This window comes from Mesorhizobium sp. M0663, assembly GCF_040320585.1.
GTDB lineage: Bacteria > Pseudomonadota > Alphaproteobacteria > Rhizobiales > Rhizobiaceae > Mesorhizobium.
In genome coordinates this window covers 1-23,392 of sequence record NZ_JAMYPX010000037.1, presented here as the reverse complement: position 1 = coordinate 23,392, position 23,392 = coordinate 1, and the positions used below count along the sequence as shown (strand labels likewise).

At 59.4% G+C, this 23,392-nt stretch carries 20 protein-coding genes and 5 pseudogenes; 13 read left to right on the top strand and 12 right to left on the bottom strand.

Translation table 11 applies throughout. The features are described from left to right. Positions 1–54: 54 nt before the first annotated feature. From NKI54_RS32000 to NKI54_RS31985, 4 genes and pseudogenes are all read right to left on the bottom strand, one after another. Positions 55–3,408 (bottom strand): DEAD/DEAH box helicase, encoded by a 3,354-nt coding sequence (locus tag NKI54_RS32000; protein ID WP_352693647.1) that lies wholly within the window; start codon positions 3,406–3,408, stop codon positions 55–57. 157 nt (positions 3,409–3,565) lie between these two features. After that, positions 3,566–4,100 (bottom strand): annotated as a pseudogene (locus NKI54_RS31995) (sigma-70 family RNA polymerase sigma factor); the annotation flags it as partial. A gap of 325 nt (positions 4,101–4,425) precedes the next feature. After that, positions 4,426–4,677, bottom strand: a complete 252-nt coding sequence (locus tag NKI54_RS31990; RefSeq protein ID WP_352642606.1) for a DUF6894 family protein — start codon at positions 4,675–4,677, stop codon at positions 4,426–4,428. 23 nt (positions 4,678–4,700) lie between these two features. Beyond that, a complete protein-coding gene (locus NKI54_RS31985) occupies positions 4,701–5,432 on the bottom strand; it encodes a Crp/Fnr family transcriptional regulator (RefSeq protein ID WP_352693645.1) in 732 nt (243 codons plus the stop codon). Positions 5,433–5,854: 422 nt separating this feature from the next. On the opposite strand from NKI54_RS31985, the gene NKI54_RS31980 reads away from it, so the two are divergent. Together NKI54_RS31980 and NKI54_RS31975 are read left to right on the top strand one after the other, a co-directional pair. After that, on the top strand, positions 5,855–7,354 hold the full coding sequence (locus NKI54_RS31980; protein WP_352693643.1) for an ATPase domain-containing protein: 1,500 nt from the start codon (positions 5,855–5,857) through the stop codon (positions 7,352–7,354). Continuing rightward, entirely contained in the window at positions 7,351–8,394 is a 1,044-nt protein-coding gene (locus NKI54_RS31975; RefSeq protein WP_352693641.1) for a sensor histidine kinase, read from the top strand. The genes NKI54_RS31980 and NKI54_RS31975 overlap by 4 nt, the downstream gene beginning before the upstream one ends. A gap of 240 nt (positions 8,395–8,634) precedes the next feature. Here NKI54_RS31975 and NKI54_RS31970 read toward each other — a convergent pair whose 3' ends face one another. Next, a complete protein-coding gene (locus tag NKI54_RS31970; RefSeq protein ID WP_352693639.1) occupies positions 8,635–8,997 on the bottom strand; it encodes a hypothetical protein in 363 nt (120 codons plus the stop codon). On the opposite strand from NKI54_RS31970, the gene NKI54_RS31965 reads away from it, so the two are divergent. From NKI54_RS31965 to NKI54_RS31955, 3 genes are all read left to right on the top strand, one after another. Continuing rightward, entirely contained in the window at positions 8,996–9,550 is a 555-nt protein-coding gene (locus NKI54_RS31965; RefSeq protein ID WP_352693637.1) for an MgtC/SapB family protein, read from the top strand. The two genes, NKI54_RS31970 and NKI54_RS31965, sit on opposite strands and share 2 nt — an antisense overlap. Positions 9,551–9,953: 403 nt before the next feature. After that, positions 9,954–11,351, top strand: a complete 1,398-nt coding sequence (locus NKI54_RS31960) for a cytochrome B6 (RefSeq protein ID WP_352693635.1) — start codon at positions 9,954–9,956, stop codon at positions 11,349–11,351. 45 nt (positions 11,352–11,396) lie between these two features. Next, on the top strand, positions 11,397–12,002 hold the full coding sequence (locus NKI54_RS31955; RefSeq protein ID WP_352642598.1) for a DUF4142 domain-containing protein: 606 nt from the start codon (positions 11,397–11,399) through the stop codon (positions 12,000–12,002). Between the two features lie 434 nt (positions 12,003–12,436). Here NKI54_RS31955 and NKI54_RS31950 read toward each other — a convergent pair whose 3' ends face one another. Beyond that, on the bottom strand, positions 12,437–13,390 hold the full coding sequence (locus NKI54_RS31950; RefSeq protein ID WP_352693633.1) for an IS481 family transposase: 954 nt from the start codon (positions 13,388–13,390) through the stop codon (positions 12,437–12,439). A gap of 512 nt (positions 13,391–13,902) precedes the next feature. Beyond that, positions 13,903–14,372 (bottom strand): annotated as a pseudogene (locus NKI54_RS31945) (ferritin-like domain-containing protein). A 407-nt stretch (positions 14,373–14,779) separates the two neighbouring features. Here NKI54_RS31945 and NKI54_RS31940 point away from each other — a divergent pair. Further along, positions 14,780–15,891, top strand: a protein-coding gene (locus tag NKI54_RS31940; RefSeq protein WP_352693631.1) for an IS3 family transposase whose coding sequence is annotated in 2 segments (ribosomal slippage) — positions 14,780–15,035 and positions 15,035–15,891 — 1,113 coding nt in all. Because the reading frame shifts where the segments join, the coding sequence is not laid out codon by codon here. A 288-nt stretch (positions 15,892–16,179) separates the two neighbouring features. Here the strand turns inward: NKI54_RS31940 and NKI54_RS31935 are convergent. Further along, positions 16,180–16,356, bottom strand: a complete 177-nt coding sequence (locus NKI54_RS31935) for a hypothetical protein (RefSeq protein WP_352643535.1) — start codon at positions 16,354–16,356, stop codon at positions 16,180–16,182. 570 nt (positions 16,357–16,926) lie between these two features. On the opposite strand from NKI54_RS31935, the pseudogene NKI54_RS31930 reads away from it, so the two are divergent. Both NKI54_RS31930 and NKI54_RS31925 read left to right on the top strand, forming a co-directional pair. Beyond that, positions 16,927–17,181, top strand: a pseudogene (locus tag NKI54_RS31930) (DNA ligase-like domain-containing protein); the annotation flags it as partial. Between the two features lie 16 nt (positions 17,182–17,197). Continuing rightward, on the top strand, positions 17,198–17,443 hold the full coding sequence (locus tag NKI54_RS31925) for a DNA ligase-like domain-containing protein (protein WP_352693659.1): 246 nt from the start codon (positions 17,198–17,200) through the stop codon (positions 17,441–17,443). Between the two features lie 199 nt (positions 17,444–17,642). Here NKI54_RS31925 and NKI54_RS31920 read toward each other — a convergent pair whose 3' ends face one another. Both NKI54_RS31920 and NKI54_RS31915 read right to left on the bottom strand, forming a co-directional pair. Then, entirely contained in the window at positions 17,643–18,512 is an 870-nt protein-coding gene (locus tag NKI54_RS31920; protein ID WP_352594034.1) for an MBL fold metallo-hydrolase, read from the bottom strand. A gap of 446 nt (positions 18,513–18,958) precedes the next feature. Next, complete coding sequence (locus NKI54_RS31915; protein WP_352693629.1) at positions 18,959–19,192, bottom strand: hypothetical protein; 234 nt, start codon at positions 19,190–19,192, stop codon at positions 18,959–18,961. 636 nt (positions 19,193–19,828) lie between these two features. Here NKI54_RS31915 and NKI54_RS31910 point away from each other — a divergent pair. Together NKI54_RS31910 and NKI54_RS31905 are read left to right on the top strand one after the other, a co-directional pair. Beyond that, a complete protein-coding gene (locus tag NKI54_RS31910; RefSeq protein WP_352693627.1) occupies positions 19,829–20,230 on the top strand; it encodes a hypothetical protein in 402 nt (133 codons plus the stop codon). Between the two features lie 351 nt (positions 20,231–20,581). Continuing rightward, positions 20,582–21,752: pseudogene (locus NKI54_RS31905) on the top strand (zinc-dependent alcohol dehydrogenase). A gap of 174 nt (positions 21,753–21,926) precedes the next feature. Here the strand turns inward: NKI54_RS31905 and NKI54_RS31900 are convergent. Continuing rightward, positions 21,927–22,238, bottom strand: coding sequence for an ATP-dependent DNA ligase (locus NKI54_RS31900; protein ID WP_352693657.1), 312 nt, complete (start codon positions 22,236–22,238; stop codon positions 21,927–21,929). Between the two features lie 182 nt (positions 22,239–22,420). Between NKI54_RS31900 and NKI54_RS31895 the strand changes: the two genes are divergently transcribed. Beyond that, positions 22,421–22,609, top strand: coding sequence for a DUF3606 domain-containing protein (locus NKI54_RS31895; RefSeq protein WP_352642322.1), 189 nt, complete (start codon positions 22,421–22,423; stop codon positions 22,607–22,609). Between the two features lie 17 nt (positions 22,610–22,626). After that, entirely contained in the window at positions 22,627–22,860 is a 234-nt protein-coding gene (locus NKI54_RS31890) for a DUF6894 family protein (protein WP_352642320.1), read from the top strand. A gap of 13 nt (positions 22,861–22,873) precedes the next feature. On the opposite strand, the gene NKI54_RS31885 is transcribed toward NKI54_RS31890, so the two are convergent. Further along, positions 22,874–23,200, bottom strand: a complete 327-nt coding sequence (locus NKI54_RS31885) for a hypothetical protein (RefSeq protein ID WP_352693625.1) — start codon at positions 23,198–23,200, stop codon at positions 22,874–22,876. 90 nt (positions 23,201–23,290) lie between these two features. Between NKI54_RS31885 and NKI54_RS31880 the strand changes: the two are divergent. Continuing rightward, positions 23,291–23,392: pseudogene (locus NKI54_RS31880) on the top strand (IS66-like element accessory protein TnpA); the annotation flags it as partial.

Below are 23,392 nucleotides of genomic sequence, written 5' to 3'. Positions count from 1 at the left end.
GCTACGAGGGCCATTGCGGGTCGTGCTTTGACCCGCAATCGGTCTCGCCACTAGTTATCCTGGTGCATGCGCGGAACGAATGGAACCGATCAGGCTTCGTAGAACCTCCAGCTGTCCAGTGCCTGTTTTAGTTGGCGGCCTGAAGATCAAGCGGCCTCGCCGAAATTCGAACCCATTCACCCCTTTAAGGTTCTCCCAGACCGACGCGGAGGGTTTTGTGCGAAAGGTGATCGCAATCGCTTCGGGTCCTACGTCGACTTGGCTCAAGCCCAACTGCGCTGCATCCATTCGCAGTCGGGTTACCTCCAGCAGCGTCGCCACTTCGCTCGGAATGCCTCCGAAGCGATCCTCCAATTCGTCGGCAAATGCATTCAGATCCGAATGCGTGCTCATACGGAACAACCGCGAATACAGGCTGAGGCGTATCGCTGGCTCCGGCACATAGCTTCCTGGGAATGACCCTCCGGCTTGCAAATTGATGTCCGGAAGTTGTGTGTCAGACGAGGGGCCGCCACGAGCAACCGACGAGGCACGCTCGAGCAATCTTTGGTAGAGTCCTACGCCGATCCGCTTTATGTGGCCGGCCTGTTCCTCGCCGAAAAGATCGCCTGCGCCGCGCAGGTCGAGGTCCCTTTGGCTGATGGTCAGGCCAGAGCCAAGCCGGTCGAGCGCCACAAGAGCCGAAAGTCGGCTCCTCGTGGCTTCAGCTAATTCCTTACCGGGCTCGGTCAACAGAAACGCAAAGCCCTGCAGTCTGCCTCTGCCTACGCGCCCTCGAAGCTGGTGGAGCTGTGCAAGTCCGAAACGGTCCGCCCGCCAAACCAGAATGGTGTTCGCCTGCGGTATATCAAGTCCGCTTTCGATGATGTCGGTGGCCAGCAAAATGTCACCTTCGCCAGCGGCGAAGCGAACCACGATCTCGTCCAACTCACGCGCTTTCATTTCGCCATGCGCGATCTTCACCAAGAGCTGCGGAACCAGCCTGCCCAGTTGTCTGAAGACAGTCCCGATGTCGTCTATCCGGGGAACTACAAAGAAGCTTTGTCCCCCGCGACGGTATTCACGTAACAGAGCAGCCTTGGCCGAACCGGCATCGAAAGGAGCCAAGATGGTGCGAACCGGACGCCGCTTGGCAGGCGGTGTATTCAGAACGCTGACTTCCTGCACGCCCGCAATCGCCAATTGAAGGGTGCGGGGTATCGCGGTAGCGCTCATCGTCAAGGTGTGGAGGCATGGCGCCAGGCCTCGCAGTGATTGCTTCAGCTTGGCCCCGAACCGATGCTCTTCGTCAATTACGAGCAGCCCCAGATTGCTAAAGGCCACCCCCTTGGCCGCAACAGCGTGGGTCCCGACGACGATTGCAATGTTACCGCTTCTCAGACCGTCCTTAACTTTCCTTGTCTCTGTCGATCCGACCACCCTGGACAGGTGAGCAACCTCGATGTTGAATCCTGCGAATCGACGGCAGAACGTCTCGTAGTGCTGGCGCGCGAGCACCGTGGTGGGCGCAACGACAGCAACCTGCTTGCCGCAGAATGCTGCGGCAGCACACGCCCGAAGCGCCACCTCCGTCTTTCCAAAGCCGACGTCGCCGCAGACCAGCCGGTTCATCGTCTTGCCCGACGACAGGTCGTTCATTACGGCTCGGATTGCGGCGGTCTGGTCGAGGGTTTCGGCGTACGGAAATCGCGCCGCGAAGCGCGCAAGGTCGGCACGCGACGGCTTGATCATTTCGGCGGACTGGCGGGACCTGGCCTTCGACATGGTAACCAGCCGCCTGGCCACCTTCTCGATCTCGCGGGCCACAGACTGGCGCCGCTTGTTCCAACCTTCACTGTCTAGTCGGTCCAAGGCCACTGCATCTGGCTCGGATCCGTAGCGCCATATTCGGCCGAACTCCTCCACTGGAACCAGCAAGGAAGCGCCACCATGATATTCAACCTTCACGACATCCTGTTGCAGGCCAGCCACTTCAATTTGCTCGATGGCGGCAAGGACGCCCAGGCCGTGGTCTTCATGGACAACTAGATCGCCGACCCCCAGGTCGGGTTCGACTATGCCGCTGCCGGACCCTGCGTTTGCAGTCCATGAGGGACCGAATATGTCCGCTGCCGCAACAACTGCAATTCGGGACAGCGGATCGACAAAGCCCTCCGTAAGATCGAACTCCGCCTTGAGAAGAGAGCCCCTTTTGACTGAGAGGATTTGCGGCCAGTCGGCGACTGGCTCCATCTTGTGACCGAGCTGATGCTCGATCAGCCGGTCTGCTCGGCGCAGTTCCGAAGCATCGCCTGTCACCACCACACTAAACCCCGAACTTGCGCGTGCCTCGGCGAACGCGGCGAATTCGCGCCCAGCTCGCGGCAGGTGGTAGAATTTGGGAATTCGACCGACCGGCAGAGTAAGTCTCAAGCACTGGCGATCCCGCAGCGCGCTATCCCACTCTTCGCGCGACAAATAAAATCGTTTCGCGGCCAACCCCGCCGTCGCTGATACTTGGTGTCTGCCGCGCCACGCATCCTCAATGAGGTCCAACACGCGAGCAAGCCCGATCTCTTCCAGTCCAGCCAGGAAGCAGATGGAGGCTGTCGACGCGACATCGAAAAGCGCTGGCAAGTCGGAATGGAGCGAGACCAGGCGTTCCTCCATGGGGACTGTGCGCATCGCTGCGCGGTCGAACTCGTTGCCGGCTTCCACGATGAGCTCCGATGCCGGGCCAACCGCGACATTGTGCAGAGATCGCTCGCTTCGTTGAGTGACTGGGTTATATGTCTTGAGTTCAGAGATGGCGCCGCCAGGACCCAGCACAACACGTACTGGGTCGTCACGGTCGGCAGGGAAAATATCGACAAGATCGCCGCGGACGGCTATCTCGCCAGGTTCATCGACTTGATCGTCGACAACATAGCCTGTTCTCTCAGCCAACACCCGAAGTGCCCCCAGGTCCATCTTCTGTCCGATCTGCAGGGGGGCGAAACCCTGGTCGATTAGCGAGGGGGGAGGTACCCGCTGCAGGGCAGATTCGACCGAAGTAACTGTGATGCGGGGACCTTTTGGAAGGGCCGCAATAGCTTGCAGGACGCTAACCCGCCGCCCCATGGTGGCGCGAGTGGGCCACATCCTGTCGAAGGGCAGGCAATCCCAGGGCGGCATATACAGTATCTCAGCTCCTGGGAGAAAGTGGCGCAATGCCTGCGTGATGTCAGCTGCATCGCGTTCGCAACTCGCGACATGGAAAATGTCCCGGTTTCGACCGGTCTCCAAAACACTGATCAACGCCGCAGCGACAGCGGCAGCTGGCGGTGTGTCGCCCTCTCCTCCGGTTGCGAGTTCGCGCTGTTTCGCAGAAGCGCGCTCAAATTGCTCGAGCTGTTCAGCTTCTCCAGCATTTGAGGTCTTTCTATCCACATCTCACCTTCCCATCCCAGGACAGAACGGCCGCAAGGCGCGCCCGCATTCTCGTGGGAGGACCCTGGGGCAACACTAGTTCCAATGAGTATCCGTCACCGCACCCCCTCATAGCCGGCCCTCTATAGTCAGGCGTTGCCGGCCATTGTTGAAGCGATCGCGCATCGCGCAGGTAATCGCGTCTTTCTGTCAGCTCCTGTGCTGATTTTTCGCCTAGAAACTCTAGCACGCCTGCCCGTGCGCGACTGAGCCGGCTTTTGACCGTTCCAACGGCGCAATCGCATATCACGGCAGTCTCTTCGTAGCTGACACCAAGCACCCCCACTAGCATCAGCACTTCCGCTCTGAGATTTTGGCAAGCTTTGAATGGCCCGGTGGACCTCCTTGCTTTGCAGCGACCACTCCTGTGCAGGCTGCGAAACGGGTGCAAGCGAGGCGCAGTCAACGATACCTGGTGCTTCCCTCGTGGCAGCCCTGAAGCGCGTATAGTAGGTGTTCCGCATGATCGTGAAGAGCCATGACTTCATTCGCGTTCCGGGCTCGAACTTGTCGATGTTGGCCAGCCCTTTCGTCAACGTTTCCTGCACCAGATCGTCGGCATCTTCCCGGGCCTGGCAAAAAGCGCGGGCGAAAGCGCGCAATGCGGGAATGAACTCGACGATGGAAAGTTCACCAGCGCCCTGCTGAGCCAAGGTATCGCCCCTGTGTGACAAAATCGGCCTCCCTCAGAGCCTTGGTTGGGCTCTGTTGAAGAACTCGAGAAACAGGCTTCGCGGAGAGATTGCGACTGGGCCTGATCCAGCGGGCACCTACAGGCACCTCCCGCCACCTTGCCCTGGGGCATGGGCTCAAGCATTCACATTCGTTAACCCCGAGGTTCTCGGTTTTGCAGGCTGGCCACATTGTAGCAGTCAGACCATTGCCGCCGATATGATGGCGCCTGTAGTTGGACCGACAACGACGCCCCGAGCGAACCAGTCGCCCGTCTCTGTTGAGCAAAATGCACCATTCCCAGACTCATCTCGAAGCGCTGAGTTCAAGCTTCTCGATTTTGAGAATCAAGCTGAGCCTCAGGATCTTTCGCCCGCTCTCGTCACGAATATCCACCAACAGCTGTTGCTGCTCCGAACCTCCCAGTGCTTCCCGCGCCAAGTCTATCAGACCGTCGACAGCTGCTTGGCGGGCTGCCGCGATCCCTTCGCATTCCACGCCCATGTCGTCTTCAACAAGATGCTCAGCATCGCCGCTGTCAAAAAAATATCGTCGCATGCGATCGGCATCCTCATCAAAAGCTAAGCAAGGTCCCTTTGGTGCAGGTACGTCGGATCGAAGTCTCCTGCTCGGACCAGGCGGGGCCAGTCGAGAGCACGCAGCCTTGTGCCTGAGGTGGCAATCAGGCCGTCGCCGCGCAGTTCCTGAAGGGTGCGGTTCACGTGAACAGTCGACAAGCCGAGAGCATCGCCAAGAGCGGCCTGCGTGAGGGGGAGGTCCGCTACGTAGCCCTCGATGCGTCCGACAGACCGCAAACGCACGATAAGCTCGCATAGGATGTGGGCTGTGCGGGCGTAGGCCTCGCGTCGCCCCACATTGGTGACCCATTCCCGGTAGATGGAGGCGTCGATGAGGGTCGATCGCCAGAACGCCGTCGCGATACGCGGATGCTGTTCGCAAATTGGGCGAAGAACGCTATGCCGGATGAAGCCTAGTCTGCTTGGCGTCAGGCTCGAGAAGCTGCAATCCATCACAGAAAGATGCAGGCCATGCAGATCGGGAATATCTCCTGCGACAAAGAAGCTGGTGATCTGCCGTCTTCCCTGACCAGTATACTTGGACGAACACACCAGGCCGTCCAGAACCACAAACGAATTTGTGGGGCTATCGCCTTCCGATACGATATCCTGATTGGCTGCGACATCCTTTTCCTGAGTCGACATGCCCCGCAGGACCGCAGCGTCATCGTCGCTGATATCAGCGATTCTTCGAATTTTGCGGATGAGCACGTCTGACGACAAAACTGAAGACAAGATTTGTGGACCTACTTTGGTTGTTATCGCAAGTTTGCACTTATACGTTCAAGTGCTCTCCGGCGACTGCGAGTGCTCGAGACAACAATTGCCGATGGACATCCTCTATTCCGATCCAACCCCCGAAGCTGGGAGCGGCACGTTTGCAAAGAGACCGGGCCCATCCAAATCACCTGCTGCCGATTTTTGAGAATCCAAAATACATCGCCTACGAACGCCTCCGGTCTGTCATCGTTGCTGTACGAATTTAACTATCGGCCTCCTTCCGAGCAAAGGGGAACCTTTGCAGTGGGGGCCCAGCACCAATCAGCCTCACCGACATGAACGGCGTCGTGAGCAGCTTGTAGAGGAGGCTCTTCCAGCGCCTTTCGGCCTTCTGGAACCATCAAAACTGACAATCGTTACGCTGTTCAGCAACGTACATGAGGGGCAACGTGAACGAAGATGACGCCTCACCATTAGCGACCGGGGTAGAAGGCCTCGACTATGTTTTGCGCGGGGGTTATGCCAAATTTCGGTCACACCTCGTTGAGGGAAGGCCTGGCTCAGGCAAGACCACGCTCGGACTTCAGTTCCTTATCAAGGGGGCCTCGCAAGGCGAGAAATGCCTCTACATTACGCTATCCGAAAGCAAGCGCGAACTTATATCCGTGGCAAGCAGGCACGGCTGGACTCTGGCCGGGATTGAAATTCTGGAACTCGTTCCTCCAGAACTCAGCCTTGATCCCTCCCAGTTGCAGACGCTCGTGCATTCTTCTGACCTGGAACTCGGGGAGACCGTGCAGGCGGCCTTGGCTGAGATCGACCGTATTAAGCCACAGCGCGTCGTGTTCGATTCTCTGTCCGAAATCCGGCTGCTCTCGCAGGGCTCGCTACGCTACCGCAGGCAGGTCCTGGCGCTGAAAAGCTTCTTTCTGCTCAACCATGCGACGGTGTTGTTACTCGACGACCTCACGGCCGAGCAGGATGACCTCAACCTGCATTCGATCAGCCATGGGGTCATCCGCATGGAGCAACTGACCCCGATCTATGGTGGCGAGCGGCGGCGCCTGCGGGTGATAAAGATGCGTGGGGTGCAAATACGTGGCGGTTACCACGACTTTGTCATCCGGCCGGGCGGGGTCACGGTCTTTCCGCGACTGGTCGCCGCCGAGCACCCTGAAGCCGAACACGGCTCGCCGGCCTTAAGCGGAAATGCCGTGGACACTCTGCTCGGCGGTGGCCTCGATCGGGGCACAAGCACGCTGTTGATCGGCCCTTCGGGTGTGGGGAAGTCCACCATAGCCTGCTCCTACTGTCATGCAGCGCTTCAGCGCGGTGAGCGCGTCCTGGTTCTGCTGTTCGATGAAACTGATCGCATTTTCCTGGGACGTGCAGCCGGCGTCGGTATGGATCTCAAGGCCTTCCTGCAAGACGGAATGCTCCTGCTCGAACAGATCGACCCGGCTGATCTTTCACCCGGCGAATTGTCATCAAAGATCCAGATCGCAGTCGAGCGGTTTGATGCCCGGATCGTAGTGATCGACAGCCTCACAGGGTATCTGAATTCGATGTCGGAAGAGCAGCACCTTGTGCTGCAGATGCATGAAATTCTCACCTACCTCAACCAGAAGGGCGTCGTCACGATCCTGCTGCTCGCCAATCACGGGCTGATCGGCCAGACGGCGGCGCCAATCGACATGACCTATCTGTCTGATGCAGTGATGTTGCTGAGGTTTTTCGAAAGTGGCGGTCGCATCCGACGAGCGATTTCGGTGGTGAAGAGGCGAGTTGGCCCTCATGAGGACACTATTCGTGAATTCATGGTCAGCAGCCAGGGCATAGCTGTCGGCGAGCCGCTCGACCAATTCAGGGGAATACTTACAGGCGTGCCCTTTTTTGAGGGCAAACAAAGCGATCTGCTCGCTGACAAGAAGCCATGACGCCGAAAGAACCTGTCGTACTCGTGCTCGCCCCGGTTGGTCGAGACGCTCAGCTAGCCGCCTCGATTCTGGCAAAACACGGGATCGGCACACGCATCTGTGCAAATCTGGATGAGGTTTTGCGGCTTCTCGACAGCGCACACTGCCTCGTCGTCGCCGAAGAAGCGCTCATCAATTCCGACCGGAGCCAATTCGCCGCCTGGCTGCGTAACCAACCTGCGTGGTCCGATTTTCCAGTGGTTCTTCTGGCAATGCGGGGAACGGAATTCGACCAGCGTCTTGCGTTTCTGGATCGGTATCTCATCGTTCTCGAAAGGCCTTTCCTGGCCTCAAGCCTGGCCAATTCGGTGCGGTCGGCGTTGCGTGCCCGTGCACGCCAGCTCGAGGTCAAGTCCCACCTTGAACAGAAACAGGAGGTCGCAGACCGTCAGAAGCTCTTGATCCGCGAGCTTCATCACCGGGTCAAAAACACCCTGGCCAATGTGCGAGCGATGATGGGAGCGACGGCCCGGTCCAGCGATAGCGTCGACAGCTTCGTGCGTGATTTCTCCGCAAGAATCGTGTCGCTTGCCGACACGCACTCAATGCTTACAGACGACTATTGGCAGACGGCCTCTTTACAGAAGTTGCTTGAGTCGGAACTGAGGCACTACGAGATCCATGGCGAGCCGCGAATATCACTGCATGGTCCGAATGTGGCCCTCGTCGCGGACATTGCGATACCTGTCGGCATGGCGCTTCATGAACTTGCCTCCAACTCAGCAAAATTCGGCGCCCTCTCGCGCCCGCAAGGCCGCCTTGAAGTGCAATGGTGGATACCAGATTCCGCAGGTGAGCAGATCCTGCATCTTCATTGGCAGGAGCGGGACGGCCCCATTGTGCAGCCGCCGACTCGACGAGGCTTTGGAACGACATTGCTCGAAAGGGTGGTTACAGTGCAGTGCAATGCAAAGATCGAACTGCATTACGATCCAGACGGCCTGCGTTTCACTATGGCGTTGCCTTTACGTGATACGAGGCTCGTGCCAGCGTACTCCTGAGTGACCTGCCGGACGCGACGAACTAGCCCGCAGCCTGTGGCCGCAGCCGAAGCCACTAATCAAAGCGCTGGCTCCGCGACTTTCTTCAGCGATTCGACGGTGCGCCACGATGCAGGTTGCGAGTTGGGGTCGCTATCCGGGCTCCTCAGGCCGCCCGGCGCCTGGCGGCACCATGTGACCCACGCTGTCGGAGATACGTGGGCTGGTCGGGGCGCCGTGACGTTGGGACAAACCCCGCTGCTAAGCCGACCTTTTGAGCTCCGCGACCTGAACGCCCAGCCGGAACGCCTGACCGTCTGCAAACGAGCGCGCGTAGCTCTCAGCTGTGAAAGGGACCGTGGCAGTCGTACCATTGACCGTCACGCGAACCGACCACTCTTTCGCCCTCACGATTTCAACGGCATGATGCTCATTCGCAGCCATGCATTCCTCCCAGAATGGTACGTTGAGGAAGGGGAGGATAGCGTCGCAAATGTCGTTTGCATGCAAATAATGCGACACCCCAAGGTCGAAATTCAAAACAGCGCACAGCTGCGGCACCCGCAGCGCTTGGGGAACCGGGCCATCCCGATCACGTTGTGTCGGGCAACCTGGGCTACTCATGCAACAACTTCTCCAAGAATTCGGCCCTCCGACATACGTCCCGTTTCCAGTCATTGCGGCGAGGCTTCTACTGGCGTCGATCTTCGGTGCTGCGATCGGTTTCGAACGGGAATGGCGAAATCGGCCTGCACGGCTTCGCACGCATATTTTGGTCTGCGTGGCAGCGGCTACGTTCGGCATCCTGACGATTGAAATCGTCCACGCGCCCATGTTTCTGCAGGAATCCGTGAATGTCGACCCGATCCGTGTCGTCGAAGCGGTTACCGCCGGCGTTGCGTTCCTTGCTGCCGGATCGATTTTGGTTTCGAGGGGCGAGGTCCACGGGCTGACGACCGGTGCGGGCATGTGGCTGTCTGGCGCGATTGGCGTGGCGTGCGGGCTTGGTCTTTGGCAGGTGGCGGCGCTCGGCATGCTTTTGGTACTTGTCGCTGCGGGCCTTCTTTATAGTTTTACAGCCAAGTCTGGCATTGGCGAAAATACCCGAAGCCAATGTCAGGAGAAGAAGTGTCCAAGCGGCGCAAAAGCTGAGGACAGAGGCGAATACATAGAGTAGCCGCACCGCCAAAGCTCAGACATAAAAGTGCAGGTGCGGTGCCGCATTGACCGACTGGCGGGCGCCCTGTGGCTTGGATACTGCGGCAGTACGCCACCTACTTCGTTCGCATGGCTCGTTCCCATTTGGTTGAGCGCACGAGTTCGCTCGAAGGCGAGCACCCTAAGGCTCGCTAGTCACGCCTAGCGGCCCTCCAAGATCCCGCTCCAAGCTGCTGGCCCCACCGGGAGAAACTGGCGAGATTCTTGGGGAGTTTCGACCAAATCTCAATTGGCGGGCAGAGGTCATAAGTCACGAATCTTCGCACCCGTCCCAAGATACCCGATCCGAAACTTGTGCTTTTTCCCGCGGGGAACAAATCGCGCGCGGTGTGGTTCGGCGTAAATCCAGCCAGGAGGGAAAAATGCGCAGAGTGTGGAATGCGGGCGTTCCGTGCGCGCTTGTCGTTGTTGCCGCCAGCCTCAGCGCCTTATCGGATCCGCTGCCGCCCGATCTCACTTACCGGCCGCTGCCGGCCCGTCCGTTCTCGGCAGTCAAGGCCGACGACGAGGCACAGAAGCCACGCGTGATGGCGCGCCAGAAGGCCTTGCTGGACGCGCGATACGACCTTGCGGACCGTCCCATGCCGGGCGTGAAAATGTCCGGCGGCACCAAGCCGGTCCAGGAGGGCGTCCGCGTGAAGCTGGCAAAGGACCAAACCTGGCAGGGCCTGGCTGAGATGAGCCCTGGCGAGATCCGCGACCGCGATCTGCTGCCTGACGGCTTCCTGCCGCTGCCGCATGTCAAACAGGCGGCCGGAGGTCAGGTCTTTCCGGAAGAAGAGATCCGCGAAGTCGGCCGGCAGGAAGGGCGCGACCTGAGACGGTTCGATGTCGATTTCGACCTGCCCGATCACCTTACGCCGGAATTTCCGTCGCCGATATTCCTGACCACTCATCCGGAACTCGGCGACGTGTCGCGCGGCGAGCTGCTGACCATCCGCAACTACTACGAAATCATGAACGGCATCATCACGCCGGTGCAGATGGAGGGTCTGCGGCTTTTGTTGACGCCGTTCCCGCAGGAGGAATTCAACCAAACCGAGGACCGCAAGGTGGCTGGGCAAAGCATGGGAGTGGCCTGCCTCGATTGTCACGCCAATTTCAACACCAATGCCGCCTTTCATCTAACGCCCGATATCAGGCCGCAGGCAGCGCGCTTCCGCCTCGATTCGACCAGCCTGCGCGGCCTGTTCAACCAGCAAATTCATGGATCGAAACGGTCGTTGCGTTCGGTCGAGGATTTCACCGAATTCGAGCAGCGCACCGCCTATTTCAATGGCGACCATGTCAGCGCCACCAGGAAGGGCGCCAACCTGCCAGACCGCACCAATCAGGTGGCGATGATGGCGCAGATGCAGAACATCATCGACTTTCCGCCGGCGCCGAAGCTCGATGCGTTCGGAAAGCTCGATCCCGCCATGGCCAGCCAAAAGGAACTGGCGGGCGAGCGGGTGTTCATGGGCAAGGGCCGCTGCTCGGCATGCCATGACCCGCAAACATCGTTCATGGACAACAACATGCACGATTTGAAATTGGAGCGCTTCTACAAACCCGGGCGGACCGTCAACGACATGGTGGAACTGCCCGACGGGCCGATCAAGACGTTTACGCTGCGCGGCATCAAGGACACGCCACCCTATCTGCATGACGGCCGCCTGATGACGCTGGCCGATACGGTGGAGTTTTTCAACCTGGTACTCGGCGTCAAGCTCACCCAGGACGAGAAGGATGATCTCGTCGCCTATATGCTCGCACTTTGACAGGCGGCGGGCCGGCCGATCGGCACATCTTCGGTGGAGGTTTTCATGCGTGTTCTTGCAACGACCTTGGGCCTGACGGCACTCTGCGCATCGCCTCTCTTTGCGCAGATCGGAAATCCGGCCGGCAATGCCCCGGACACATTGATGGACTCGCCGGGTCAGCCCATCCCGCATCAGACGAACTATCAGGACCGGCTGTTCGCGCAGCTTTTCCTGGCCGGCGGCACGGCAGAAGTCGATGTCGGTAATCTTGCGAAAAAATCCAGCCATTCCGCCATCAAGGAATTTGCCAGCCGCATGGTCGACGACCACTCAGCGGCAAACGTGAAACTGAAATCGCTTGCCGAAGCCGACAAGATCCCACTGCCGCAGGGGCTCGACGACGAGCACAAGCAGCTGCGCGCCAAGCTCGAAAAGCTCGAAGGGGCTGCGTTCGACCTTGCCTATATCAGCGGCCAGATCACCGATCACCAGAAGACTGTGCAACTACTCGAGTGGGAGATCGGTTCGGGCCAGGATGCCGACCTCCAGCATTTCGCCTCAGATACTTTGCCGACTGTGCTCGAGCATCTGCGGATGGCGCGCGACATCAAAGCAAAACTCGCAAGCCAGGCGCTCGCCGACGCCGCTTCGGGGCCGCCAAGAAAGTGAATGCGTTAGCGCGCGCCACGTAAGACGGCGGACCCAGTGCTTAAATTGCCCAGGGCCGGCCATGCAGTCGCCTTGATGATGGAAACCTCCGCAGTCGCTCGCAGCTCACCCCCACGATTCCGGCTCAATGTCCCCGAAGATTTCCTTCAGGTCACGCGGCTGGAACCTTCGCTTACTTTTGCAGAACCCAGCATTGAATATCAGAAGCTGCCCAGCCCCGGGCATTGCTGAGCTTCCATTCGGTGCCGAGCCTACGACTTCCACCAACACGTGCTGCTACAGCCCCAGAGAGACCAACAGGTACGGGACAACAAAGCGGAGATCGCAGGAACAGCAACTTGATGCCGCCGACTGGAAGCTTGCGACCAACGAGGCCATATGCCCATGGTGGGGCCAGAGAAGTAGTCAAGGCGCTTCTCGTCGCCAACGCTGCCCTAGATGTGGAGCCTCAACAGGTTGTCCTCGGTTAAGGCGAGGCGACTGATGGGTGGTTTTGACTTTAAGCTGCCGTGGGGGCGATGCCAATTGTATCTGTGCAGCCAGACCGGCAGTTCGGCGGCGCGGTGGTCGGATGTCGGGTAGGCAATGGCGTAGGCCCACTCCCTGAGCGCGGTCTGGATGAAGCGCTCAGCCTTGCCGTTGGTCTTGGGTGTATAGGGCCTTGTCGTGACATGCTTGAGGCCGAGATCGCGGCAGGCCTTGGCGAAGGCCTTCGACCTGTAGCAGGAGCCGTTGTCGGTCATGACGCGGGCTATCGCAACGCCGAGGCTGGCGTAATAGGCGACCGCCGCCTTGAGGAAGGCGATGGCGCTTTCCTTTTTCTCGTCGGGCAGGATTTGCGAGAAGGCGATGCGGGAGGCGTCGTCGATGCAGACATGGACGAACTCCCAGCCCGCGCCGCGCGACTTGCCCTTTTGCGGATCGCTGGTGATGCGATGGCCGACCTGGCTGAAGCGGCCGAGCTTCTTGATGTCGATATGGATCATCTCGCCGGGGTGCTCGCGCTCGTAGCGCCGGACCGGTTCGGCCGGCTCGATATCACTCAGCCGCGACAGCCCGGCGCGCTTGAGAACCCGGCTGACGGTGGCGGGCGAGACGCCGACCTCCATGGCGATGTGACTGCCGGTCCAACGCCGCCGCCGCAGCGCCACGATACGCTCGGCGATCGACGTGGCGGTGGCCTGTGGCATACGGGCAGGTCGCGAGGAACGATCGATCATGCCTTTGCTGCCCTCGGCCTTGTAGCGCTCGACCCAGCGCGCCACGATCTTGGCCGACACGCCGTAGACGCGTGCCGCATGGGCTTGGGAAAGACGACCCTCAATGACCGACAGCGCCATCTCCTCTCGACGCAGCGGCGTGAGACGGGCATTCTTGTGGATGTTCATTCGGACCCTCCGGTGAGTGCTGAAGCCTGGTAACTCCAGTTTCCTCGGTCCGGTCCGAATGGACAACCCTCTGAAAGCTCACACCTAGAGCGTGGGCTGGCTCTAGCGGCCGCTACTTTGAGTCATGAGTTTAGCAGGGGATGGCACCTCCGAAGATGGTCGCAGCGACACCGAACAGGTTGGCGGCAGAGGAAGGCAGTCAGCATGCGAGAGAGCTCCTACCGCAGCAGAAGGCTCCCAATTGATTGTGGTCACCGCCTTCGACCGCGACAGACCGGGCACATTCAGCCTGTCTTCGGTCCAGCAGAGCAGCAGTCGGAAGATCTGGCAGTAAGGACCGCGAACGCTCTTGCGAGCAAACATGCCGCGGCTATTGCGTGGTCCCGTGATGCTAACGCGGCGCAGAGCGAATACGGCGAGCCGACGACGACGCCCTTTGTTCGAGGTGACGTGCCCGACTTGGGTGACGGGCTGCGCGTCCGACGAGGCACCGCTCAGCCAGGTGCCGCAGATCACCGCTTAGCAGTGTCGCTTTCCGTTTCGGCCCTCGCGAGGAACTCCTCGGTTGTCGACGGAAGATGGTCTTTTAACCATTCCGCCATCGCGACCTCCTCTCGGAGGTTGTCTTCGCAAGCCCGCACGACCTCGGTTTCGCCCAGCGATTCGGCGGCGGCAATGAGGATAGTGTAGGAGGCGATTTCCATGTGTTCGAACGTATAGCTCGCGAGGGAACCCTTCATCACCTCGTCGGCGGCAAAGAAGCCGCTCAACGACTGCGCCAACCCTCATCCATCCGGTCGAGACAGGCTTTCAGCCGAGCAGCCTGCTGTCTCGTTTCATCAAGGTGCAGGCGCATTCGGTCGCTGAGTTCGGGGTAGTTCTCAATGCGGCTTAGCTGCCCGTTCAACATTGTTTCGGCCTGCTCCTCCATGGCATGAGCGTCCCGAAGCCATTGCACCAGCCATTCTCGCGACTCTGACATTTTCAAATCTCCTTTGTGACAAAAGAGAACTGCCGAACTGTGAGATTGTTCCTAGAGAAGCGGGCCTCGGTCTCTTCCGTCCGAGGCCGCAAATCCTGGGACTTAGATTAACAGAATCCAACGCCAAGCGGCGGGCGTTATCGGCATCATTGCCTCACCAACCGAGAAAGCGGGTTCTGCGGAGGCTCTCGTCTACTGCCAACCTTCGTTCTGCATTGACGTTGCCCCTCTTATCTAATCCGGTTTGAAGTTCGTTCTGGCCATCGAGAGGACCAGGACATGAAACGTAGCCGCTTCTCTGAAGAGCAGATCATCGGAATTTTGAAGGAACATGAGGCTGGGTGACGTGCTCCCCTGAAATGTCCTCGGTTTGAGGTTAGCCTGTTCCTCGGATGAGGAGACAGGCAATGAAGCGATCGAGATTTTCTGACGAACAGATCATCGGCATTTTGAAGGAACACCAGGCTGGGCTTTCGGCGACGGATCTGTGCCGCAAATACGGTGTGAGCGACGCGACCTTCTATAAGTGGCGCTCGAAGTATGGCGGCATGGATGTGTCGGAGGCGAAGCGGCTGAAGAGCCTTGAGGAGGAGAACGGCAAGCTGAAGCGTCTGCTGGCCGATGCCATGCTCGACGTCTCGACCTTGCGCGAGATGCTCGGAAAAAACTTCTAACGCCCGGGTCGAGGAGGACTGCCGTGACCTGGGCGATCGAGAACAAGGGCTATTCGCAGCGTCGCGCCTGCGGGCTCGTCGGCATGGAGCCGCGGGTCTACCGCTACCGTCCGTCCCGACCGGATGATGCCGGTTTGCGCAAGCGGCTGCGGGATCTGGCCGCCGAACGCCGGCGCTTCGGCTATCGTCGGCTGCACCTTCTCCTGAAGCGCGAAGGCGTGGCGGTGAACTGGAAGAAGCTCTATCGCCTTTATCGCGAGGAGCGGCTGACGGTGCGCAAGCGCGGTGGTCGCAAGCGGGCCTTGGGCACCAGGGCGCCGATGGCGATGCCGCAGGGCGCCAACCAGCGCTGGAGCATCGACTTCGTCTCCGACACGCTGACCGATGGTCGCCGCTTCCGGATACTATGCGTCATCGACGATTTCAGCCGGGAGTGTCTGGCCACGGTCGTCGACAACTCGATCTCGGGTGAGCGTGTCGCCCGCGAACTCGACATCATCGCCGAACATCGCGGCTACCCCTGCATGATCGTGTCGGACAACGGCACCGAGCTGACCTCGAACGCCATTTTGGCTTGGCAGGAGGATCGGCATGTCGAATGGCACTACATCGCACCGGGCAAGCCGATGCAGAATGGCTTCGTGGAAAGCTTCAATGGTCGGCTACGCGATGAGTGCCTCAACGAACGGCTCTTCACCAGCTATCGGCACGCCCGCAACAGCATCGAAGAATGGAGGATCGACTACAATGTGAATCGCCCACACACGAGCCTCGATGGGCTCACCCCGCTTGAATATGCAACCCGATCCGTCAAGGATCACAACGTGAACAGGGCTAACTTATAGACGCGGACAAAACGGGGAGCACGTCATGGGGTGACAAACAGTGTTGAATTGCGACGAACTAAAGGCTCCCTAACGCAACGTACCCCGATTACGCGACTTACGGTCCGCACGCTAATAGCCGAACTGATCGAGGACGCCGCCTCAGCAACTACCTTGGATCGACGGCGTGGGGCAACGGCAGCATGAGAGCACTCCCTTACGGAAGTAACTCTAAGCCGATCAGGGCGATGAGTCTGGCCGCGTAAGTTTTTAACCAAACATCGTGGGCAGTTCACAGCTAACACGTGCTCACTCTTTGTCGGCCTGATCAATTTCGTCAAGCAAAGACTTATGCTCGTCCGGCAGCCCCTCTTCTACCGGAAGGTTTAGCGCCTTGCGGAGGTAGTCACGGATCGCTTCTGACGTGATCCACCGTCGTATAAGGTCGGCGATAACCTTCTGCTTCCTTTTGTCGACCTCAACCATGGCCGAACCTGCATGCTGCATACGACCGAACCATCTAGGGGCCGGACTTGTTCCTCGGGAATGTTTGAGAGAAATTTCTGAGCGGGTGATCGGACAAGTGGCTCGCGTGCCCCCCCGCGCTATGCGGTTCAGTTCGAAATTCGGTCCTGGCACGTGCGGCGAGAAAACCGGGGCGGCTTCTATGTGCGTCACCTATCCATCGCGAACGGCTCATGCTCGGGAAGGTGATGATGCAGCACTTCGACAAGGTTTCGCTTATCGAATGTCTGCCCGCAAATTGGACAGAACTCCAAATGCCCCGGTTCGTCGTTGTCCGGCGACCCGTTGATTTTGCCCCTCATAGTTGGCGGATTGTGCTTATCCCGTCTCAAGTCGTCACCCGTCATAACCTGTTGGGATAGCCCGACGGCATTTGGGAGACGACGATTTGGCCGCTGCAGCTACCGGCTGAGAGCGTTCGCCCCGGCTGGGCTGGACTATACGCCCGTTCATGCATCATTGCTAATTTAATAAAATGATCATGGGTACGTTCTCCTAGTCGCCAGTGCGATCGGGCCTAGACTCGATTCCGTGCGTAAACCACTGAGTAGCAGGGGCCGCCTCGAATTCATTCCGCCGATCGAGCCCAAGCTGGTCCCGAAGCCACCCGAGGGCGAACACTGGATTCACGAGATCAAGCTCGACGGCTACCGCACCCAGATCGTCGTCAACAGCCCCGACGACATCCGTGTCTTCACCAAACCCGGCGCCGACTGGACGAGCAAATATACCGGCCTCGTCGAAGCCGCGAGGGAGCTCGAGGTCAAGAACGCGATCTTCGAGGGCGAGGCGGTCGTCACCAATGAGGCAGGGCTGCCCGACTTCGCCGCGCTGCAGAAGGCGGTTCAGCGACCCCTACGCCATGATCCTCGGCGCCTTCGACATCATGCATGTCGACGGCCACGATCTACGCGACATCGGCTGCAAGGCGCGCCGCGAAATCCTGTTCGGCATCATCCAGCCGAATAGCAGGATCCAGTTCAGCGAGGCGGTACCCGGCGATCCGAAGGCCATCTTTTATCTCGCCGACCAGGCGGGGCTGGACTAGGCGGTCTAGGATACATCCTCGAGCAGGGTCGATTTATCCAAGCCTTGTGTCGGCTCAGGCGGCCATTCACCATTCGGCGTCATCTCGTTGACTGTCTCGGGTAGATCGCGCGCAATGCTTCTGATTAGCTCCTCGCGCGCCGAGAAATAGAGTCTGCCCAACTTGACCATATTTCAGAACGACGGCGGCTCGGTTAGCCTCAGCTACCTTGGACTGCCGCCGGCTCGCGCACGAATTTCAATTTCGGCGGGACGGCGAACACCCTGAACCGCTCAGCCAGGCTGTCAAGAGCTTGACGCATGCCCACTCCCGCAGCAGCCGCACCGTGTCCACTGATGACCATCTGCGGGTTCAGGGCAGCCAGGTGCTTCACGGATCTTTCCGCCGCATCCCAGTCCGGCGTGAAGTAGCGCGGCGGACCGTGCATCTCAAGATCCTGAACGGCGACCTCATAGACTGACTCCTGACCGGTGGTGATGAAAGCGTCCCCTACGATCAGCGAGCGGTCCTTCTCGCGCCAGAGCGAGATATGCCCAGGAGCGTGCCCGGGTGTGTGTAGCCATCGCCATCCGGGCATTCCGGGGATCGATCCGTCGGCAGGTAAGAGTTCCAAACGGTTGCCAAGATCAATTGGCCCGCGTGGAAAAAGGGGCGAAAGCAGCGCCATAAGTCCACCCCCGACCCAGGGATCCGGTGGCGGATAGGATGCGGTTCCGTCCAAATAGGGGCGCTCGAGTGGATGCGCGAAGACAGGCACGTCCCACTTATTCGCAAGGTTTAGAACCGTTCCCACATGGTCGAAATGGCCGTGGGTCAGGATGATCGCGGCTGGCCGTGCGTTCGTGCCAAACCGCTTTTCCGCGACGGCAAGAATGCTGCTGCGGGACGTCGGCAACCCGGTATCAATCAGCATCCAGTTCCGATCTCCGCTGCCCGGTGCGCCGAAGAACACGACATTGACGATTGCTAGCCTCAAATAGCCCAAGTCCGGTGCGATGCTCCAAGCGCCGTCGCCAAGATCCTCGCGCCTGGCGTGGTCGATCTCGGAAAGTCGAATCTGAACGGTCATGTGATCCCGTGCCTCTCTTGTTGCTGAGCAGCCGCTCGAGTAGATCGGCGGCGGTGGTACATCGCCCCGAACTTGGCACGTCCCTCCTTGTTCCTCATTCGCCACCCAGCTCCGGACAGTCCACCACAGGAACAAAGGCTCGACCAATCGGTCTTACCCGGTCACGCAAGGACGAGCTGGACTGAGCAACGAAGATGGCGCGCGCCCGATTGGCAGCGGTATTCCGCCAACGCACGCGGCGGGCCTGCGGGCGGCACTGCTGGTCACGGCTGCGCGACGATCACGATTCAACCGCCGCAGGAATCCTCACGCAGGATTGGGTTCCGAACCGCGATTATTGCGGCGGAGCGCACGCGGCTCGGTCTCGCTTGCATTGCCCTCAAGCGCACGGTTCCTCAACTGATGCTCGGCTGGCGGCAACTTGCTCGCCAGCCGAGCCGATGCCATCAACAACCCTCGTCCGTCTTTTTCACCTGACCCGGCGCGGCGGTATTGGCTGTCGTGTCCTGCTGACCAGGCGCCGCCTGCTGAGCGCTGCCAGTCTGCTGGCCGGGCGCGCAGTCTCTGGCCGAGTTCTGATTTGTGGTGCCGCCGGTGGTGGTCGTGTCGGTGCCCTGGTCGCCGGACATGTTGGTACCGCTGCTCGTCGTGCCGGTGCCCTGATCCGTCGTGCTGGGCATGGTTGTCGTGCTCGAGGTTCCGTTGGATGAGGTTCCGTTCGAAGTTCCGCTCGTCGTCTGGGCAAAGGAGAGCCCGGCCGACAGAACACAGAAGCCTACCGAGATCCCAATTTGGCCTTTGCCCTGGCCCTCTGCGGCAATGGACTCTGTTTCCCAATGTGCCGCTACGTGCGGATGGCCTGAGCGACGAACTGATCCGTGTTCGCGGCGCAATAGAGCCCGTCGACCAGAGTTACAAAAATTGAGCTTCTTCGGGGAACAGTCTTTCAGGAGTGAACTTGCTGCCGGCACCTAACCTTGGACCAGGCTCAGTTGTTCCGCATGTGGATAAAAAAGCCCGCCGCACACGAGCACAGCGCGGTCTAGGAAGCGCTGTTGCACCTGGCGGGGGTTTGGTGGACGGGCGTGCCTGTGCGCGCGGATCGAGGTTGAGGAAATGTAGTGCCAAGCCGAGGACCGCCTGCTCAGAGCAGCAGTGCGAGGCCGGTCGCCTACGGGACGAGCATCACCGTCAGCGCGGTCCAAGGTCCGCCAACGCGGCCACTTCGCACCTGTCAGTGCGGGGCTACATCGGTTCCGCTAAGCGCACACCCGCCTCTGGAACCCTTCAAATGCTTTTGCAGTTGTTAAGAGCACATGCAGGAGTGGCGCATGAGAGTATTCCCCCGCCGAATTTTGCGGCTCGCCGTGGTCGCGTTGCAGATTTCTGCCGTACAGTCATTTGCCCAGACCGACCAGCCAGATTTGCCGGGCCAAGGCCCATCACCGACTACCAAAGATGCGCAGGGTGCCGGCGTCGACGTTTCGCTCGGCAGGCAAGAGGTGAAACAGCAGATTGCAAGGGAGCTTGGAATCTCCGAGGTGGAGGTCCCGCTGGCAGTTCACGTCCCGATCGAGCTCGCCAAGCGGGTCTGCGAGAACGAGGTCTTCGATGCACGCGCCAACGTGAACCGAAGTTGCACTGCAACGAAATACAGTCCGGATATTGCCCAAGCCGTGCGAGATCATCCGCAAACTTCAGCGGTTCCGGAGCAGTAGTCAAGAACTCCTCTCGGGCCTACGCGATCCGATCTCAGCGCCTCCGCGGCCGCGCTCGTCACCGCTTCAATCTCCCTGCGAATCCAGCCGGTCGCGCAGTTTCTTCTGTATGTCCTGATTTCTTGGAGATCGTCGCGCGCTTTGGGCCTAAGCTCAGTTCGAAGCCGAGCGATGGCTGTCAACAAAGGGCAATCCCTTCGCCAGCATCGGCCGCTGAGACGTGGTCGGCGATAGAGGCGATATGGCTTGGCTTGATGCGGCTGGCGCGCCGCCATTTGAAGTTGGCTTGCTCTTTATGGTGTTGGAACCAAATGATCAATAGCGCGTATAGCGTCAAACCGCGAGGCTCTGATGCGCGCTCTCACCTGGCACGGCAAACACGACATCCGCTGCGAGAGCGTACCTGATCCTAAAACGAAACGCCCACAGATGCCATCATTAAAGTGACGGCCTGCGCGATCTGCGGCTCCGATCTTCACATCTATAACGGCATCATTCCAGACATGGAGAGCGGTGACATCCTCGGCCACGAAAACATGGCCGAAGTCGTGGAGGTTGGGACGGAGGTCTCCAAGTTAAAGGTCGGTGACCGCGTGGTAGTGCCGTTCACGATTGCCTGCGGCGAGTGCTTCTTCTGCAAGCGAGGCTTTTACTCTGGATGCGAGCGATCTAATCCGTCCAAAAGCAGAAAGAAAGCCGAGAAGATGTGGGGCCATTCACCTGCCGGCTTGTTTGGCTATTCCCATCTCCTGGGTGGCTTTCCAGGCGGCCAGGCCGAGTATCTGCGGGTGCCGTTCGCCGATGTAGGTCCCCTCAAGGTTCCCTCGGACTTGACGGACGAGCAGGTGCTCTTTCCGACATATTTCCCACAGGCTACATGGCGGCGGAATTCTGCAACATCCAGCGAGGCGATACAGTTGCCATATGGGGATGCGGGCCGGTCGGTCAGATGGCCATCCGCAGCGCGTTCCTACTCGGCGCAGGGCGTGTCATCGCAATCGACACTGTGACTGAGCGGCTCGAAGCGGCACGGAGCGCGGGCGCCCTTGCCATCGATTTCCTTGACGAAGATGTCTACGACCGTATCCAGGAACTGACTAAAGGACGTGGCGCCGACGCTTGTATCGACGCGGTAGGCACCGAGCCGCTCGCCAACTCCAGCTTCTATGCGATGGTGGACAGGGTCAAGGTTGCGACGTTCATGGGAACTGACCGTCCTCATGTCCTGCGCCAAGCGATCCACTGCGCCCGCAACTTCGGCACGGTGTCGGTTGTTGGTGTCTACGGCGGCTTTCTTGACAAAATCCCCTTGGGTTCTGCGCTTAATCGGGGGCTCACCCTTCGAATGGCGCAAACCCCGGTCCAGCACTACTTGCCCAAGTTGCTCGAGCTCATTGAGAACGGGGAGATTGATCCCTCCTTCGTGATCACTCACCGCGCTAGCCTTGAACAGGGACCGGATCTTTACCAGACGTTCAACGACAAGAACGATGGTTGCATCAAGGTCGTACTGAAGCCTTAGCGGAAGCGGAGCCCGCGCGTTTCCCTCATCGTGGGCTTCGGGCCAGCGGCAGCGGATCCGCTCGGCGCAGCCGCGGTCACGCTTCCGAGTCCTCCGGAGTGCTCCGGCGTCGCCTGGGCTTGAGCCGACACTCCTTTCGGAAGCCGGATTCGAGCCCTTGCATCTATCCATCTATCAGGCGAAGTGAGAATTTGACTCCCGGGGCAAAGTTCCCCCAACCGCCATAAGGCAGACCGACCAGGACGAAACGCTCGCCGGCTGCCTCTCGGGCGCATTGGTGACCACCGCCTCGCCCTCGAAGATCGCGTTCTCGACGTCGAGCTCGCGCGCGGCTTCCACAAGGCCGGTGTATTTGCTCGTCCAGTCCGCACCGCTTTTGGTGAAGATGCGAATATCGTCAGGGCTGTTGATGACGATCTGGGTACGGTAGCCGTCGAGTTTGATCTCGTGAATCCAGTGCTCACGCTCGGGTGGCTTCGCGACCAGCTTGGCTCCATCGGCGGAATGAACTCGAGACGGCCCCGCCGGTACTTACAATTTTACGCACCCAGTCAATATAGCTACAAAGCTTATATTAGCCAGAGTGAACGGATCATGATTCCGCGGGGCCGCGGCAACGAAAGCTGTTTGCCGACGTTGCTGTTGATCCAACTCGAGGGAGGACCAGAATGGCTGACGACAGGAGCAAGCGGGATTTCCGAGACCGCAACCGCGTATCCGCGGACGAAGACTATGAGGTGGAACATTTCGCCGAGCAAAACGGCCTGACGCCCGACCAGTTTCGTCAGTTGATCAAGACCTGCGGCAACGAGCGCGCCCCCGTGACAGAAGCTGCAAAATCGCTTCGTCTCAGGTAGTCCCGACCGAATGGCAAATGCCGCGATATTTCTTCGACTTCGCGGATGCGAACGACCTATACCCGGACGATCAAGGCACCGATCTTCCAGACGTGGAAGCTGCCAGGATCGAGGCAGCAAAGGCCTTGGCCGCTATCGTGAAAGACAAGGCAGACGGTTCTGACCGTAGCTTTGCGATGATCGTTCGCACCGAGACCGGCGAGGTTTTGCTGCACGCTCGGATCAAATTCGAAATTGAGATGGCGCACTAGAGGTGAATGGGCGTCATGAAAAATACCGACGAGCGAGCGCGTACCCTACCAGTAGCAACATTGAGAGCACATTAAGGACCAGGAGCAACGGAACCACAGATGGTTCTCGATCGAAGGCGGCGTCAGCTTCGTCCTGTTTCTCAAACAGATTGTGATCCAGCCTGGCTTTTGTGACCACCGTGTCGTCCGGCGCATTTTTGCCGTCGGTACTTCTCGAAATCCTTGTCGCGATATCTGCTCGGAGCACGGGATCCTCGGGCAGTTCGCTCGGAAGCCATTCAGGAAGATTGTCGCCAAAGGGGATGATGCCGGCGTCTCTTGACTGCCGAATCGATAGCATCTCCGGAACCGCAGCGGTTTACTCGATTCGTCTGGGTGCCAAACGAATCCGGCATTTTATGGCGCTTCAGAGTAAGGCACGGCCGAAGATCCAGCCAAGGTGAGCGCGTCGCTGCCGAACGGCGTGAAGTTGACGCTGGAATGCGGTGATGTGGATGCGTTGACGGCGACCATCGGAGCACTGGGTCATGTT

Coding starts and splice junctions, on each gene's coding strand:
- NKI54_RS31920 (WP_352594034.1), bottom strand. CDS start 18,512: ATGACCGTTCAGATTCGACTTTCCGAGATCGACCACGCCAGGCGCGAG.
- NKI54_RS31895 (WP_352642322.1), top strand. CDS start 22,421: ATGGCTGACGACAGGAGCAAGCGGGATTTCCGAGACCGCAACCGCGTA.
- NKI54_RS31980 (WP_352693643.1), top strand. CDS start 5,855: ATGAGGGGCAACGTGAACGAAGATGACGCCTCACCATTAGCGACCGGG.
- NKI54_RS31890 (WP_352642320.1), top strand. CDS start 22,627: ATGCCGCGATATTTCTTCGACTTCGCGGATGCGAACGACCTATACCCG.
- NKI54_RS31925 (WP_352693659.1), top strand. CDS start 17,198: ATGAGGCAGGGCTGCCCGACTTCGCCGCGCTGCAGAAGGCGGTTCAGC.
- NKI54_RS31950 (WP_352693633.1), bottom strand. CDS start 13,390: ATGAACATCCACAAGAATGCCCGTCTCACGCCGCTGCGTCGAGAGGAG.
- NKI54_RS31910 (WP_352693627.1), top strand. CDS start 19,829: ATGCAGGAGTGGCGCATGAGAGTATTCCCCCGCCGAATTTTGCGGCTC.
- NKI54_RS31915 (WP_352693629.1), bottom strand. CDS start 19,192: ATGCCCAGCACGACGGATCAGGGCACCGGCACGACGAGCAGCGGTACC.
- NKI54_RS31975 (WP_352693641.1), top strand. CDS start 7,351: ATGACGCCGAAAGAACCTGTCGTACTCGTGCTCGCCCCGGTTGGTCGA.
- NKI54_RS31885 (WP_352693625.1), bottom strand. CDS start 23,200: ATGCTATCGATTCGGCAGTCAAGAGACGCCGGCATCATCCCCTTTGGC.
- NKI54_RS31970 (WP_352693639.1), bottom strand. CDS start 8,997: ATGAGTAGCCCAGGTTGCCCGACACAACGTGATCGGGATGGCCCGGTT.
- NKI54_RS31965 (WP_352693637.1), top strand. CDS start 8,996: ATGCAACAACTTCTCCAAGAATTCGGCCCTCCGACATACGTCCCGTTT.
- NKI54_RS31990 (WP_352642606.1), bottom strand. CDS start 4,677: ATGCGACGATATTTTTTTGACAGCGGCGATGCTGAGCATCTTGTTGAA.
- NKI54_RS31960 (WP_352693635.1), top strand. CDS start 9,954: ATGCGCAGAGTGTGGAATGCGGGCGTTCCGTGCGCGCTTGTCGTTGTT.
- NKI54_RS31935 (WP_352643535.1), bottom strand. CDS start 16,356: ATGGTTGAGGTCGACAAAAGGAAGCAGAAGGTTATCGCCGACCTTATA.
- NKI54_RS31955 (WP_352642598.1), top strand. CDS start 11,397: ATGCGTGTTCTTGCAACGACCTTGGGCCTGACGGCACTCTGCGCATCG.